Below are 15923 nucleotides of genomic sequence, written 5' to 3'. Positions count from 1 at the left end.
GCGTCAGTCCTCGGCGTCCGCGGGAGGGTGATCAATGAGCGGCGTGCACTCCTCTCCAGAGGTGCGTGTTGTCGGTCGGGACCCCCATCTGGACGTACTCGAGTCGGAAGGCGTACATATCTTCCGCGAGGTGGCGGGCGAGTTCGAGCGGCCGGTGATCCTCTTCTCGGGTGGCAAGGACTCCATGGTCATGCTGCACCTCGCGTTGAAGGCCTTCAGGCCGGCCCCGCTGCCGTTCGGGCTGCTGCATGTCGACACGGGGCACAATTTTCCCGAGGTGCTGTCCTTTCGGGACGGTGTCGTCAAGCAACACGGGTTGCGGTTGCACGTCGCCTCCGTACAGGAGTTCATCGATCGCGGAGAACTGCGGGAGCGCCCGGACGGCACCCGTAACCCGCTGCAGACACAGCCGCTCTTGGCCGCCATAGAGACGGCCCGGTACGACGCGGTGTTCGGCGGCGGACGGCGCGACGAGGAGAAGGCCCGGGCGAAGGAACGGGTGTTCTCGCTGCGCGACCAGTTCGGCGGCTGGGATCCCCGCAGGCAGCGCCCAGAGCTGTGGCAGCTGTACAACGGACGGCACGCTCCCGGCGAGCACGTACGGGTCTTCCCGCTGTCCAACTGGACCGAGCTGGACGTGTGGCAGTACATCGCCCGCGAGGGCATCGAGCTGCCTCGGATCTACTTCGCGCATGAACGTGAGGTGTTCCGGCGCTCGGGGATGTGGCTGACCGCGGGCGAGTGGGGCGGCCCGAAGGAGGGCGAACCGACAGAGGTCCGACTGGTGCGCTACCGCACCGTCGGCGACATGTCCTGTACCGGTGCCGTGGACTCCGCGGCCACCACGCTGGACGCAGTGATCGCCGAGATCGCGGCTTCCCGGCTCACCGAACGGGGTGCGACGCGTGCCGACGACAGACTTTCCGAGGCCGCGATGGAGGACCGCAAGCGTGACGGCTACTTCTGACCGGCCACGCTACGGCGCCGAGGCCGACGCTGCTGGCGCTCCTTGCGTACAAGCCCCATCCACGCGATAAGTCTCGTCTTTTGGGGAGTGCTGATATGCAGCAAGCGCCGGCTGTCCTCCACCTTGGCTGGATGTACCCGGCCATCGCCGCGCTCATCCGTTCCGGGGCGGCCGTGACCTGCGCGGTGAATCCCGCCGACGCACCGGCCGTCCGCGCGATGGGCGCACGCGCGGTGGTGGTGTCCGATCCGGCCCGCAGCACCGATGTGCTGGCCGGACTCGACCGGGCCGGCCTGGCCCCCGATGTCTTCGACGTCGTGTGCAGCGGGATGGAGTTCTGCCTCCTCGACGCGGCGGCGGTGTCGGGCGACGCGACGGCGATCGCCCGGGCGCTGGCGATGCGCGACAAATTCATCCAGAAGCGTGCCGTCCGGGAGGCCGGGGTGCGGACCGCCGACTGCGCCGTGCTGGAGGCGCCCGGTGCCGCTGCCGTACTGCCGTCGTTCCCACAGGTGCTCAAGCCACTGGACGGCGCCGGGGCCCAGAACACGTTTCTGGTCGCCGACGAGCAGGACCTGACCGCCGTCCTCCGACAGCCGGTGGTCGCCGCCAGCGGCGGGCCCTGGCTGTTGGAGGAGTACGTGCCCGGCGTCGAGTTCCAGGTCGACGGGTTCGTGGAGGGCGGGGAGCTGCGGCTGTTGTCGATCTCCCGGTACGTGCAGAACCTGATCGAGGTGCACAGCGGCGGGCTGGTGGCCAACATCGTGCTGCCGCCACGCGCTCACCCGGAGCTGTACGCGAAGGTCGGGGCGCTGGCCAAAACGGCTTTCAAGGCGCTCGGGCACCACGACGGGATCTTCCACCTGGAGGTTTTCCAGCACGCCGAGGACGGAGACATCGTATTCGGCGAATGCGGGGCGCGCGTGGGCGGAGGCCGGACCGACGAGGTCATCGAGCGTGCCTTCGGCGTCCGGCTGCACGACGTGTGGGCCAGGCTGGCGACCGGCCGCGCCTCCGGCGTCACCGGTTCCCCCGGCCACGTCGACGGCACAGTGTTCGGCGGCATGCTCCTGTCCGCGCAACCGGGCCTCATACGCGCCGTGCCCTCCGACCGCGAGGTCCTGGACCGGCCCGGCGTGGTGTACGCCGAAGTCACCGCCGGTCCCGGCACGGTCCTGCCCGACACCACCGAGGGCACGCATCTGTGGGCTGGTCTCGCGGTCGTCTCCGGGGCGGATGAACAGGAGGTCGAGGACCGCATGCGACGGCTCGCCGACTGGTTCACCGCGCGGGTCGTCTACGAGGCGGCCGACTGAGCGAGCCGCGCCCTTCACTGGGGGCCTCCACGTATCGGCGGCCGAGGGGCGCGTCGATGAGCGCGCCACCGCGCTGCCCATGGTTCGCAGACGGTGGCGGAAGACCACAACTGCGAAGGACCTTTCTGATGTCCAGGACCACCGTGGCCGAGCAGCTTCCGGCCACCACCCTGCTGCGGTTCGCCACCGCGGGCTCCGTCGACGACGGCAAGTCCACCCTCGTGGGACGGCTGCTGCACGACTCCAAGTCGGTCCTCGCCGACCAGTTGGAGGCCGTCGAGCGCGTCTCGAAGAGCCGCGGTCAGGAGGCCCCGGACCTGGCGCTGCTCACCGACGGCCTGCGCGCCGAGCGCGAACAGGGCATCACCATCGACGTGGCCTACCGCTACTTCGCCACCCCGAAGCGCCGGTTCATCCTCGCCGACACCCCCGGCCACGTGCAGTACACCCGCAACATGGTCACCGGCGCCTCCACGGCCGAGCTGACCGTGATCCTCGTCGACGCCCGCAACGGCGTCGTCGAGCAGACCCGCCGGCACGCCGCGATCGCCGCGCTGCTGCGGGTGCCGCACGTGGTGCTGGCCGTGAACAAGATGGACCTCGTCGGCTACGAGGAGGCCGTCTTCGCGGCGATCGCCGAGGAGTTCACCGAGTACGCCTCGGCGCTGGGGAGCCGCGAGATCACGGCGATCCCCATCTCGGCTCTGGTGGGCGACAACGTGGTGGAGCCTCACGCCCACATGGACTGGTACGACGGTCCGACCGTGCTGGAGCACCTGGAAACGGTGCCGGTCAGCGACGGCCTGACCGCCTGCCAAGCACGGTTCCCCGTGCAGTACGTGATCCGCGCGCAGACCAGCGAGCACCTCGACTATCGCGGCTGCGCCGGCCAGATCGCCACCGGCACCTTCCGCATCGGCGAGGCCGTCACCCTGTTGCCCTCGGGACGTACGACGAAGATCATGGGCATCGACCGGCTCGGCGAGGCGGTCGACGTGGCGTGCGCCCCGCAGTCGGTGACGCTGCTCCTGGAGGACGACATCGACGTCTCGCGCGGCGACCTCATCGTGCCCACGGCGGATGCGCCAGCCCTCACCCAGGACATCGAGGCCACCGTCTGCCACGTCGCCGACACCTCACTGACGGTAGGACAGCGGGTGTTGCTCAAGCACGCGACTCGCGTCGTCAAGGCGATCGTCAGGGAGATCCCCTCCCGGCTGACCCTGGAGGACCTCTCCGACCACCTCAGCCCGAGGCTGCTGAGGGCGAACGACATCGGCCGGGTGCATGTGCGCACCGCGGAACCACTGCCCATGGACGCCTACGCCGACTCCCCCCGGACCGGATCCTTCCTGCTCATCGATCCGGCCGACGGCACCACGCTCACCGCCGGCATGGCGGGCACCGCCTTCACGGCCCCTGCCGCGCAGACCGTACAGGGCGACGAGGGGTGGGGGTTCTGAGCTGAGCCGGGGCGCGTTCGCCGCCCTCGCCGACGTGGCCGCCGGCACGGCTCAGGGGGCGATGCGGTGCGTCGGCCGGTCGGCGGCGGGGCGGTCTCGGTTCGGGGCGGTGGTCCAGACCGTCTGGCGCCAGCCGGTGGGTCACGTGCCCTTCGGCGTCAGCGGGTCGCAGGCCAGGCGACGTTGTCGAGGAACTGCTCCACCGCTGTCGCCACCTCGCCGAGCACATCGGCGGATTCCTTGAGGGGACGACCGGGCACGAACATGCTGTGATCGGCGCCCGCGACCTCGACCACATGCGGAGTGAGCGACCGGGCGATGTCACCGTCCCAGAACTCGTCGGCTGTCCCGCCGACGAGCAGGAAGGGCGCGGCGCTCTGCTCCAGCCCCTTGATGATCTTCGCAGCGACCGGTGAGTTGGCCAGAAACGGCGTGAACCAGATGGCGGGCAGAGTGTATTCGGCCGCCACGGGTGCCGCTCGACAGCCGAGCGATTTGGCGATGATCACCGTATCGCCGGCGCCGACTGCGGTCAGTTCTTTGACCGCTGAGGTCACCCGCGCGATGATCATTGCGTCTACGTCATCGGAGTCCAGGTCCCCGGCGCCGAGGTCCCACTCGACCGGGTACATGAACGCCTTGCGGCGTGCCGCCGCCTCCCGGTTGAACATCAGCAGGGACGTGCCCGGACCGTAGACCCTGCCGGGCGCTATGACCACAGACCGCCTGTTGGGCTTGCTGTTCTCGTCCGTCATTTCCTCATCCTGTTTCTACGCGATGGCTCGGGTTCGACAGGGGCGGGTGGTCAGCCATCTGGGCCCCGGCGGGCGAGCCGCTTCGTTTCGTCGATGCCGAGCACACCATTGGAATTCTCCGTGAAAACGGCGCCCCGGATGGCTTTGGGCGCCTCCGACGTCCTGCCGTAGCGTAGGTGGTTGATTCCCCGGGCCTGTGCGTACTGGAACGGTTGGTGGAAACCCACGCTGATGTACACCGCAAGGTGTTCTTCATCGTTCTCGCCGGACAGCCCGAACTCGCACACCTCCATCTCGTCCGCCCACACCACGGCTGTCGCCACACCGCGCAAGGTGGGCGACCGAGCGGTGAACACAATCACGTCGACGTCAGGATTTTCCTGCAGATCGGAATAGCGGAAATCCACGAACTCGGGTGGCTCAGGGTCGCCTTTGGCGGTGTGCTGGCGGGAAATCAGTTCGGCAGCCCAGGGGCGGGCTTCGTCCCAGGACAACGCCCCGCCGCCCGCCACTCCATCTGTCACCGGTGTCGCCGCGATCTTGCGTCGGTCCTGGCGGAACGTCCTCCGCACCCGGCGGGGAAGTCTGTTCTCCCACTCAGGATCGGCCAGACCGAACACGTGGGCCTCACGTGGCAGTTCGACCCAGGCGATGCGGTCGTCGGTAGCCGCGTCCAGCGCGTTCCTGGCATCGGCGTGCATGTAGGGGAACACCAGACAGCGGTCTTCGTCCGCGGCGATCCGGGCGAGTTCGACCAGGAGACTTCGCAGAGTGTCCGGTGTCCTGGACTCCACGTCGACGTGAAGACCGGTGCGCCGGTCACCGCATCCGCCAACCAGCAGCGACGCCTGGGGTGTGCAGTCGTCTCCGGCTCCGTCCGGGAGGCCCCATGAACGCGGGTCGTATCTGGGGTCCGGCCATGAGCTCATGCGGGACCGGTAGACCGGGATGGCCGCCCTCAGCCGGTCGTCGTCGGTCCACCAGAGGTAGCGGCTGATCCACCTGGGGTCCTGCTCCTTCTGAAGCAGGCGGGTGTACGAGGAAGCGAAACCAGCGGTTCTGTCGAGAGCGTCGAACTGCTTCTGGTCGAAGTCCGCGACAGTCGAGGTGAAGCCGATCGCCATGTATCCAGCCCTCCGTGATCCGGTGTCCAAGGTGCCGGCACACCCGTTCCCCGGCCGTTCTGGAGGCGCCGTCGGGGCGTGAACCCCGCCTGCCACCGCGCCGAGGGGTGTTGCCGAGAGACGGCCAGGCCGGCCGGCGACGGCAGGCAGTTCGGACAGGAAGAGCCCAAGAGCACTCTGCAAGAGGATTGGCTGCGGGTGTGACTCTGCTCCGGGGCGGCGGGGCTACAGGTTCATCTTCTGAAGGACGTGCAGCGACCCCTCGATATGCTGCTCGTTGAAGACCGCGGAGCTGTTGACGTGCGGCAGGGGCGTCTCCGGGACGGGAACGTCCAGGAAGGCGCAGAGCGGCTCCCAGCCGTCCTTCGGCGACCATTCCAGCAGTCGCTCGGCTGGAATGTGTGCGCGCACCTCCTTGATGTGCCGCTCCATAACCGCGGCCACGACGTCCTCGTCGAAGACCTCCGGGTTGGGGCCGAACAGCTCGGCCCGGTTGTACATGCCCCGCAGCATCGCCGTATGCCGACGGATGTCGGGATCGGCGGCCTCCACAGCCGCTGCCAGGTGACGGCCCACCGTGTCGCCGTACGTGAGGCCCCAGATCGTGTCCCGGATGCTGCGGGCCCACGAGTGCCCGTCTCTCACACTGAGCAGGACCTTCGCTTCCGGATAAGCCTCGGCCAATTCCCGGTAATAAAACGATGCCGGGTAATCCACCGCCGCCGAGAATCCGGAGAATATCGCTTCCCAGTCCGGGTCGCCCTCGTAGGCGGATATCCACTTGGACATGTGGTTGTGGTCGGTGGGTATCGAGACCATGTGATAGCAGGGGCCGAATCCCAGCATTTCAAGCGCGATCTTCTGAGTGAGCGTCGCAGTGCGCGGCAGGCCCGCCCCGATTATCTTCATGTAACCTACTCACACTCGGCGTGAATGATATGGTCATGATCTACTCCTGCGCCAAGCACAATAGACGACGCGCATGAAATGGTGTACTGACAGGTGCCAGTACCGCAGTGCTTCCTATTCGCTCCGCGGAGAACAGAAACGCGTCGCATTTCGCAGGAGCGGTTCTGAAAACCGAAGATTCAGGCCAGGTTTCGCCGGTCGAGAACCTGTGACGCGCCCAACCGGTCGGGACTCAGATTTCCCCAAGTGGCCGGAGAAATCCACGCAGAACGCCTTCACCGGCGGGTGGCCGACGCGGTCCACGGCGGCGGCCGCCGGAGAACCGGACTTCGCCGCCACGGAAGACGATCTCGCGGCGGATCTGGTCGACGGGCCCCGGGGAAGACGCCGAAGCCGTCGCGGATCTCGTCGCGGCCGGCATCACCGGCCCAGAGCTGCCGCACTGGCCGAGGACGCGAGTCGACCGGTTGTCCGCGCGGGCGCGCGGCGTCGGCAAGTCCTGACTGCTGTCAGTACACGCACATCGTGCCGACCGCTAACTTGCATTCCGCCGCCGTGAACGACGTGCACACCGGAGAGCACGCAGCGATGCTGTGGAGTTCCGGCAGGAATCTACGTTATGGGGAGAGATGTCAGAACGTACTGTAATCCTGACCAACATATGGCAGCAGGTTCTCGGCAACCCCAACCTCACTGAGAACTCTGATCACTTCGAGAGCGGTGGGACGTCGCTGCACATATTGCAGATCATCGGTGAAATCCACCGAGCTTTCGGTGTCGAGGTGAAGCTGCGTGACGTATTCTCCCACGCTTCGCCGCGAAGCCTCTCGGATTTCCTGGAGGGCAAGTTGGTACCGGAATCGGCAAGCGGGCCTGATATCAACCGCTGACGCACTCAAGCGTCACCCACCCGAAGGTCAGATGTGACAGTATCTCATGTCGGGGCCTCCCTGGGACCGACTTCGCTCGCAGAAAAGGCAAGACTGACCGGAGACTTCGCCGACTGGCACAATCTGTTTTACCGGACCGTGTGGATAACCGGGACATTGGACATAGCTGCGGTCCGTGCTGCCTGGCGGCGGGTCTGTCGGCATCACGACGCCCTCCGCAGGACATATGTCTCGGCGGACGAGGCTCGCACGCACGCCGACGCTCTGAGCGAGGTGGAGTTCCACACGGCGGAGACGGACGACGAGGCGATCGAGCTGATGCGCAGCTTCCTCGGCACTCCCTTCAGTCTGGACGGCCCGGGGTTCTCGCGCATCGCCATCGTGCAGCGCAGCGAGCGAAGGTACCTCCTCGGTGTCGCGATGGACCACATCATGACCGATCTGCTCTCTTGGAATCGTATCCGGGCGGATTTCAAGGAATTTTACGACCGGGCCCTGGCCGGAGATACCGGCGATGTGACGGGCGTGAACGGCTATCACATGTTCGCTGCGGAGCAGCGCCGTCTGTTCTCCGGCGGTTGGGGAGAAGAGCGCAAAGAATTCTGGCGCTCATACACTGATGAGTTCGGGGCGTACCCCCCGCCCTTTCTGGCCGACGCCAAACACACCGGAGAATACCAATACAAGGTAATCGACCGCGCCCTCCCTGCGGATGCCAAGGCACGGGTGGACGCGCTCTCGCGGCAAGCCCGGGTGACGCCCTTCGCAGCGGTATCCACCGGCATTCTTGCGGGGGTTCGGGAAGTCGCCGACGATCCCACGGCGGGGATCTCCGTCACCCATCACGGTCGCGGTCTGCCAGGTACCTCGGAGACGCCTGGGCTGTTCGCCCAAACCGTTCCGCTGCATCTCGGACGCCGGGTCACGAGTCCCCTTGAATCGGTCCGGGAGGTGTTCCAGCGAACCCATGACGTCTTCGAGTACGCACTTCCGCTCACCGTTGCAGGGAGGGCCTGGAACGAAGTGCTGACGGGGGTCGGCCGAGCGGCCGCCGGACTCTATCTCGAACTGAACGAGCGCCCGAGGTCCACGTACTACACGCCGTGGTTCACCGGCACCGAGGTGGAGTACGTCGAACTCAGCTTTCCCGGCGACAAGGTCTGGGACGAGACCGTGATCGTCTCGTGGAACCTGTACGAGACGGGTCCACGGCTCGTTGCGGAGTACAACGGCAACTACTTCCCGGACGCGGCTGTGGAGGAACTCCTCGAAGCAGCCCAGAGGTTCGTCCTCTCGGCAACCACCGCCTAGCCTGTCCGTCGCGAAGCGCAGGCTGGACCCCGGACGACGGCAGACCGACCGGCCCGCAGCCGCGGCAAGTCCATGACCTGCCGCAGAACGGCCAACGAGGCACACGGCCGCGATCGCGCCGCCGATCGGGCCCGGGGCGGCGGTCGTGCAGACCGGCGGCCGCAAGTACGGAGGGTCGACGGTGTCAAGCCGATGAACGGTGACCGGAGGCGATCGAGGCGGTGCTGATGGTGTGCCGATCCCGCAGCCGCCGAGGACCGGGCCACAACGCCTCTGAGTTCCGAAATCCCGCGGTTTTCTGCCGGGCCGCCCGAGCGGGCGTGATCGATACGGTTGGCCAAGGTCGCCGATCCTGTTACTTGTTGGGACTCACGGGGCCAGAGCTCTGGCAAACTGATTTCGAGTTCTAACAGGCACGAGTGCGGTGCCGTTTCTGACTCTCATAATCGAGTCGGCTTGATGCTGCAGATATGGGACCGGCGATCGAAGCGGGGGGAATTTTGACTGACTGCGTCAAATTCCGTACTCGTCGCCGCGGCCCGGCTGTTGACACCGTCCCCCACGAATCGAACATATCGGCCACGAAGCCGCAGGGGTGGTGCCAGTGGCTCGGCCGGGCAATGTCGAGTGTTCCGCCACGGACCCTGAAAACCCGATGATCCGTCTCCTGGAGTGTTCAGACATGCAAAAATCCACTGCACCGAGTTCGCTGTGGCGGCCTTGGACGCCGATCACCCAACAGGCCCACTCGTTGCGGATCGTCGAAGCAAAGGGCAATCGCGTCCGCGATGCGGAGGGCAACTGGTACCTCGACGGCATCTCCGGTGTGCTGAACGCTTCCTGCGGGCACGGACATCCGCGGCTGATCGAGGCCGCGACCCGGCAGCTGGAGCAGCTCGTCCACTACGACCCCATGGTGTCCAGCCACGATCCCGCCGAGACACTGGCCTCCAGGCTGGCGGAGACCCTGCCGGGTGAGCTCAACGAGACGGTGCTGCTCAACAGTGGCTCGGAGGCCACAGAGGCGGCCCTGCGGATCGCTCTGCAGTTCTGGCGCAACAAGGGCGAGGACCGCGACCGAGTCATCACTTTCGAGGCCGCGTACCACGGCACCACCTACCTGGCCCAGCAGCTCTCGGGGCTGCCGTTCACGGTCAGTGAGTGGGCCCCGCCCTTCCCGATCGACCACGTCTCCCTGCCGGCGACGCCTCGCGACATGCGTACCCAGGAGGCTGCCGACGCGCTGATCGGGCTGTTCGCCGCTGCACTGGAGGCCGGCCCGCCCGCTGCGGCGGTCATGGTCGAACCGCTGCTCGGTCTCGGCGGGTGCGTCGTCTTTCCCGAGGGATTCCTCGCCAGGCTCCGGCAGTTGTGCGACCAGCACGGAGCACTGCTCATCCTCGATGAGGTGTTCTGTGGATTCGGCCGCACCGGCCGGATGTTCGGATTCGACCACGACGGGATTACGCCGGACATCGTCACCATGAGCAAGGGCATCAGCGGCGGGTACCTCCCGCTGGCCGCCGTGACGGTCACCTCGTCGATCAAGGAGACCTTTGTCCGGGAGCCGATCGCCCAGGGGCTCCGCTACGGGCACACGACGGGCGGTCACGCCGTTGCGGCCGCCGTCGGGAACACCGTGCTCGACGTCATGGCCGACGAGAAGCTGGTGGAGAACTCGGCCGCCCAGGGCGCCGCGCTGCTGGAGGGCCTGAGCGAGTTGGCGTCGAGCCCGCTCGTCACCGACGTCCGCGGACTCGGGCTGGTGGTCGCCATCGAGGCGGACAGTCCCGAGTCCGGCGACGCCATCGCGGCGGCCATGGCCCGAGCAGGTGTCCTGGCACGCCACGAGCGTGGCGTGATCCGGATCGCGCCCCCGCTGACGCTCACCGGCGCCGATACGGAGGAGATCCTCCAGGCGATCGGGACCGCTGTCGACGTCACCGCCGCGGCCCGTGATTGACCCGGAATCCCTGACCGCTTTCCGGACGGAGTAGCTCCCGGCCGGCAAGCGGGTCGAGGGAGGAGGGAAACGTGCTGAACAGGGTTCACTTTCCTATGCATATCGAGTCACAGGATCGTCAGTATCCACAAAGGGAGACACAGGCCATGGTGCGGGTTTCGTCGGAGGCGACCCTGCAGGATATAAAGGACGAGCTGGAACTGGTCGTGGGTAGCGGAGACGGCTCGACCTTCCAGGGGTCGGAGTCGGTGGTCCGTCAACTTTCCGAGCCCGGAGAGCTGCGATCTCTGATCGGACAGATCATCTCTGACGACGCTGCCCTTGCCGACGTCGCCGCGCGTTCGTACTACCACGCAAACAATTTCCTGAAGGTCGTGCTGCTCGCCGGGGACAAGAATCCCTGGAAGCTGCGCCTCCATGTGTGGCATCCGCAGCCGAACGCCTCGGGAATCATCACCGAGGACATCCACTCGCATCGGTGGGACTTCACGACCGCGCTGGTGATCGGCGAGTACTTCGCTCAGGAGTTCAAGATCGGTCCCGGGGTCGAGTACTGCCACTTCAAGTACCGGCCGATCGGACAGGGCAACACCTTCTCCCTGGAGGAGCAGGGCAAAGAGCAGCTGTACGCCGCGTTCGAGGCGGTCATGCCGGCGGGAACGGTTTACCACATCAATCACGAGATTCTGCACTGCATCTCTCGGTCTGCCGGTAAGGCCGCAGCGTCGCTCGTCCTTCAGCAGCCCGCCGCGGAGGAGTTCACGAACGTCTACCGGACCTCACCGGTCGGCGATCAGGCCGTGACCGAGATCGAGGTGGAGCGACCGTCCGTGGTCCAGTTGCGGGAAGAGCTGACGACCTTCCTGAGCTGGCTGGACTGACCCGACAGGCCGGTTGCCCAGTCAACGACGGTTGCTCTCCCGGCTGAGGCCGAGGGGGCACCACGGCGGGGAGCGCCTCGCCGGCTCTGCCCGGCCGGACTCTTCGGATCACCTGTGCATCAGCCTCGGCCGATCGGATGCCGTCATCTGAGGAGTCCGGTCGTCGGTCACGGATGGTCTCCACTCGACGGAGCACGGGTGTCGACAACGCTCAGTCCCTGTCTCCAGCCCGAGGAGAGTGTGCACATGCAACAGTCACGCGAGATGTCTTCTGTTCCACGACCGCTTGCCGCCGGTGATTCAGAGAGCCTGGTTCAGTGGAACTCCGACGGGTACGACCGGCGAGTGACGGCGGAGCTCGGTCGGGCACCCGGCACCGAATCGACGCACCTGTTCAAAGAGGCCGCACAGCGTCGGAACCTCTCCGGGGACGAGCTGGCCGCTGCCGGTGCGGCGCGCGAGGAAATCAAGCGGCGCGCACACAGGATTTCCGAGTTGCTCGGACACGTGGAGAGCCTGCCGCTGACTGCCGATGAGCGTTCTCTTCTGCGGCCACCGTACGGTCGGGCCAACCATCTTCCCAGCCCCAATCGCCCCTACGCTCACCTCGCCGTGCACACAGGGCAGGGCGCCGTGAGCGTCACACCCGTCTGGGCGACCACGACCGGCGGCAACGTGGTGATGAGCACGGTGGAGAACAGGATCAAGGCAAGGGCGACGGCTCTTGACCCGATGGTCGCGCTGTCCGTGTCGGCCGGCATCGGGAACGAGATGTCCTTCGAAGTGGGTGGATTTGCAAGGCAGTCGCCGGACGCCGACCGCGAACTGATACGAGCCTTGGCCGGGATGTACAGCAAGCCGAAGATCGGCGAGCACGTGGACGGCAACTACACGAGCTGGGACCAGCGGGAACGGAACGAGCGAATTCGGCTGGAAATCCTGGCCTACCGTGTGCGCAATGAGCTCGGGGACCACCCCGTGCATCGATCCGCCCCTTACGTCCAGGAGCTGGCGCCGAGATACAGCGATGCCGATCTCTCCCAGCTGCCCGGACGGAAATCCCACGATCGCTTCTTGACGACGGACGAAGATTCCCCGGAGGGTGAGTCCGATCCGCGTGAGGCCCGTGACGAGCTGGCCATCCTCGGTATGACGCGCCGTGCCAAGGAGAGCGAATATCGCTCAGTGCACCCCACCTACGGACACTTTGCCTGCTTCGACGAGCACGGCCTCCTGCGCTGCTGCCACATCGGGTTCGATCTCATGGACGTCGAAGGGGAGGCTCGAATCTCCTTCCTCGTCAGGAAGCGTGACTCCATAGTCCTGCGAAGGAACCCCGCCGGTGCCCTGTCCGTGACGAAGTACAGCAGCGGGAGCGTGTGGCTGCAGTCCCAGGGGCGGATCCACTTCCATGAGGATCCGGATATGCTCCGGGCCGCGCTCCGACGCCTTGAGAGCCGGTACAACCGCGTTCACCAGCGGTTGGCGCTCGACCTGGGCATGAGCGAGCGTCCTTCTGAGGACTACATGCTGGCGACCCTGTCCCGGCAGACGGTCAGCAGTCGCTACCGCGAGACGGAGCGGTCACTGCGTTCCGCCGGCGTGCACAGGCGGTGATGCCCGGCCAGGGCGGTGGCTGACACGACCAGGGCCGACCCGAGGTCGTGGTGATCTTGTGGGGTACCTGGTCGCGGCGGTGGGTCCGCGACGTACCCGACGCAACCCCGGTCGCGGACGGAGACGTGCCGGGTGTCAGCGGCCGTCTGCTTCAACAGGCTGCCCGTGTGTCAGCGCCTCGCCCCGGACGATCGGCCGCTCATGATTGCGACGGGGCGCCGAGGTAGCCGGGAAAACGGCCTTCAGGGTCGCGGGTGTCGCGGATCTGCTGGTATTTCGACCAGGCCGCGTCGGACATTACGCGGTCGGGCCGCGCCGTGAAGTCGCTGTCGCCCAGGTAGCAGCCCGCGGAATACGGTGCTACGCGGTTCATCGTGCCGTCCAACCACGAACGGCACCGGGCGTCCTCCTCCGGGATTTCGCCGATCACGTACGCGGCGAAATACAGATCGGTCTGCACGGACAGGGCTATGTCCGGCGGACGGCGGGACAGCAGCGGGGTGAAGTCTCCCAGGACCGTGAACGTCCTGGCCGTGGGCAGGGCGGTGAAGGCGGGTACCAGCGCCGGCAGCAGCTCGGGGGCGGGACCGGCCAGGAAGGCGTTGTCCGCGAAGTAGCGATGGAGTTCGGGGTTGGCCCGCAGTTGCTCGGTCTGCAGATCAGCGAAGTCCACCGGCTGGGCGACCTGGGACGTCATGGCCTTGTCGGCCACGGGGCAGGTGCTGAGCGGGGCCAACGAGGTGGGACCGCCGTCGAACGAGAGCGCGTCGATGACCAGCACCGGGGAGTCGGATCCGGGGGGAGTGCAGCTGACTGCGCACAACTCGACGGACGGGGGCAGGTCGTGGCGTGCCGTGAGGTACCAGCTGAGCACCTCCGCAGTGAGTTCGACAGGGAAGACGTAGCTGGATTTGGTCAGTTCTCGGAACCGGGGGCGGGTGCGCAGTCGGAATTCGGTGACCACGCCGAAGAAGCCGGGGCCCGAGCCGCGAGCCGCCCAGAACAGGTCGGCGTTCTCCGTCTCCGAGCACCGCACCAGTTCGCCGTCGGCGGTGATCACGTCCATCGACTCGATGGACTCCGCCGCCCAGCCCCAGCCGCGGGTGTTCCAGCCAATGCCCCCCTGCAGGAGGAAGCCGCCCAGGCCCACGGTGGGGGAGTGGCCTACAGGGAAGAAGCGGTCGTACCCGGCCAGGTAGGGGTCCAGGTCCAGGCCGCCGCGTACCGCCGGACCGGTCGCGACGATCCCGCTGGTGGGGTCGTAGGATATCCCGGTGAATCGGGCGAGGTCGATGAGCAGGGTGTTCTCGCGCAGCGACCAGGCCGGCCAACTGTGCCCGCCTGAGCGGACCGCGACCTGCCAGCCCTCTGCTGCGGCCATTTTCACTCCCGCTGCCACATCCGCGGCATGAGCGGCACGCAGCACCGCCGCCGGCCGCCGGGCCGGCCGTCGTTGGTTGAAGACGCGCGAGGTCGCGGCGTCGGCGAAGCCATGGTCGTCGGACCACCAGAAGGCCCCGGTGAAAGCAGCGGTCACCATGCAATTCCCCCATCGGTCTGCAGCAGAGCACAGAGCGGATCGGATCAGGTCGGACCAGCGGATGCCTTCAGAACGGGCCGGCTGCCTGCGAGCGGTGCTGTCTGCGCGTACCGGTCTGCCGGGGGCGCGACCCGGGGCCTCAACGACCGGGCACGCCCCGTCGGGAGGCTGGGTTCAGGATTCTGCCGATGATCCGCGGCTGGGTGCCGACCACTCTTCGATTGCTGCTCTGTCCGTCGGCGGCGGCCTGAAGCGTGCCGCAGGGCAGTAGGTTATTGACGAGGGGGATGTATCCACACTGACAGCGGTCAGGATCACTCCCCGCGATGCAGACGATTCTCCGGACGGGCGATGCCGGGACCGCATCGCGGGTCTGAGGCCGCAGACCGATGGACCTGGGCCGTGTCGTGACCGTCCACGGGGTGTTTTAGGGCGCAGCACAGGCCGGCGCGGCCGGGGCATGCCGTCGAGTGCGGTGTCAGCCGGCCGAAGCAGCACGGGGCCGTGGCCACATGAGGAAGGCAGGGTGTCCCGGGTCTCTCCCGGGACACCCTGCCTCAGGGATCTCGGGCTCAGGCGGCCGGCGTGGCCGGGGGCCGCATGCCGAGCCACTGCTCGGCGTCCCAGGCCTCGAACCGCTCCACCTCGGTGAACCCCAGCTTCGCGGCGAGGCGCATCGAGGCGACGTTGGCGCTCTGGGTGGTGAGTACCACCGGCTCGCCGGGCAGGACACCGTCGAACCAATCGAGTGCGGCCGTGCACGCCTCGGCGGCGTACCCGAATCCCCATGCCTGCGGCATGAACAGGTAGCCGAGATCGGCCTTCCCCGCGGCGGCCGGCCGGCGGTGCTCCGTCGCCCTCCTGAGCAGAATCTGGCCGATCATGGCCCCGTCGAGCTCGACGACGAAACTCCCGGGCCAGCGCTCGGGCACCTCAGGCGTCTCGCGCTCAAGTTTGTCACGCGCGTGGGGGCCGCCGAGATAGGTGTGCACTTCCGGCGACGCCAGCAAATCGATGAACGCCGCACGGTCGCGCGCCTCGGACTCACGGAGTACGAGTCTTTCGGTCTTGATCGGCTCAGGCGGCCAGGCGATGGGTCCCAGATGTGACATGCGCGTAGGCTAACATCCCAAGTCGCCCTGGAAATAGGTTCTTTCCCGCCTGCGCCCAGCTCGGCGCCGCGCGGA

The 15923-nt window shown here is 67.0% G+C and carries 13 protein-coding genes; 8 read left to right on the top strand and 5 right to left on the bottom strand.

From position 1 onward, the window contains the following. Positions 1–34 precede the first annotated feature (34 nt). From cysD to ACFZDK_RS37765, 3 genes are all read left to right on the top strand, one after another. The gene (cysD, locus tag ACFZDK_RS37775) at positions 35–967 is read left to right on the top strand and encodes a sulfate adenylyltransferase subunit CysD (RefSeq protein WP_390979252.1); all 933 of its coding nucleotides are present in this window, start codon (positions 35–37) and stop codon (positions 965–967) included. Positions 968–1098: 131 nt separating this feature from the next. After that, on the top strand, positions 1099–2283 hold the full coding sequence (locus tag ACFZDK_RS37770; RefSeq protein WP_390979250.1) for an ATP-grasp domain-containing protein: 1185 nt from the start codon (positions 1099–1101) through the stop codon (positions 2281–2283). 128 nt (positions 2284–2411) lie between these two features. Further along, positions 2412–3746, top strand: coding sequence for a GTP-binding protein (locus ACFZDK_RS37765; protein WP_390979248.1), 1335 nt, complete (start codon positions 2412–2414; stop codon positions 3744–3746). Positions 3747–3904: 158 nt separating this feature from the next. On the opposite strand, the gene ACFZDK_RS37760 is transcribed toward ACFZDK_RS37765, so the two are convergent. The 3 genes from ACFZDK_RS37760 to ACFZDK_RS37750 all read right to left on the bottom strand — a co-directional run bounded on the left by ACFZDK_RS37760 (position 3905) and on the right by ACFZDK_RS37750 (position 6534). Further along, positions 3905–4501 (bottom strand): alpha/beta hydrolase, encoded by a 597-nt coding sequence (locus tag ACFZDK_RS37760; protein ID WP_390979246.1) that lies wholly within the window; start codon positions 4499–4501, stop codon positions 3905–3907. A gap of 50 nt (positions 4502–4551) precedes the next feature. Then, on the bottom strand, positions 4552–5625 hold the full coding sequence (locus ACFZDK_RS37755; protein WP_390979244.1) for a hypothetical protein: 1074 nt from the start codon (positions 5623–5625) through the stop codon (positions 4552–4554). 225 nt (positions 5626–5850) lie between these two features. Then, the gene (locus ACFZDK_RS37750) at positions 5851–6534 is read right to left on the bottom strand and encodes a sulfotransferase (protein ID WP_390979242.1); all 684 of its coding nucleotides are present in this window, start codon (positions 6532–6534) and stop codon (positions 5851–5853) included. 629 nt (positions 6535–7163) lie between these two features. Between ACFZDK_RS37750 and ACFZDK_RS37745 the strand changes: the two genes are divergently transcribed. The 5 genes from ACFZDK_RS37745 to ACFZDK_RS37725 all read left to right on the top strand — a co-directional run bounded on the left by ACFZDK_RS37745 (position 7164) and on the right by ACFZDK_RS37725 (position 13196). Then, a complete protein-coding gene (locus ACFZDK_RS37745; protein WP_390979240.1) occupies positions 7164–7424 on the top strand; it encodes a phosphopantetheine-binding protein in 261 nt (86 codons plus the stop codon). A 33-nt stretch (positions 7425–7457) separates the two neighbouring features. Then, a complete protein-coding gene (locus ACFZDK_RS37740; protein ID WP_390979238.1) occupies positions 7458–8735 on the top strand; it encodes a condensation domain-containing protein in 1278 nt (425 codons plus the stop codon). A gap of 682 nt (positions 8736–9417) precedes the next feature. Beyond that, positions 9418–10698 carry an aminotransferase class III-fold pyridoxal phosphate-dependent enzyme gene (locus ACFZDK_RS37735; protein WP_390979236.1) on the top strand — a complete coding sequence of 427 codons (1281 nt, stop codon included), beginning with the start codon at positions 9418–9420 and terminating at the stop codon, positions 10696–10698. A gap of 71 nt (positions 10699–10769) precedes the next feature. Next, positions 10770–11579, top strand: a complete 810-nt coding sequence (locus ACFZDK_RS37730; RefSeq protein WP_390979234.1) for a hypothetical protein — start codon at positions 10770–10772, stop codon at positions 11577–11579. Positions 11580–11825: 246 nt separating this feature from the next. After that, positions 11826–13196 carry a hypothetical protein gene (locus ACFZDK_RS37725; protein ID WP_390979232.1) on the top strand — a complete coding sequence of 457 codons (1371 nt, stop codon included), beginning with the start codon at positions 11826–11828 and terminating at the stop codon, positions 13194–13196. A 199-nt stretch (positions 13197–13395) separates the two neighbouring features. On the opposite strand, the gene ACFZDK_RS37720 is transcribed toward ACFZDK_RS37725, so the two are convergent. Together ACFZDK_RS37720 and ACFZDK_RS37715 are read right to left on the bottom strand one after the other, a co-directional pair. Further along, entirely contained in the window at positions 13396–14736 is a 1341-nt protein-coding gene (locus ACFZDK_RS37720; protein WP_390979231.1) for an FAD-binding protein, read from the bottom strand. Positions 14737–15308: 572 nt separating this feature from the next. Beyond that, entirely contained in the window at positions 15309–15848 is a 540-nt protein-coding gene (locus ACFZDK_RS37715) for a GNAT family N-acetyltransferase (protein WP_390979229.1), read from the bottom strand. Positions 15849–15923 lie beyond the last annotated feature (75 nt).

Origin of the sequence: Streptomyces sp. NPDC007901 (assembly GCF_042959465.1) — a bacterium.
Lineage (GTDB): Bacteria > Actinomycetota > Actinomycetes > Streptomycetales > Streptomycetaceae > Streptomyces.
Note: the sequence above shows the minus strand (reverse complement) of the source record. Positions and strands in the feature narration are given on the sequence as shown.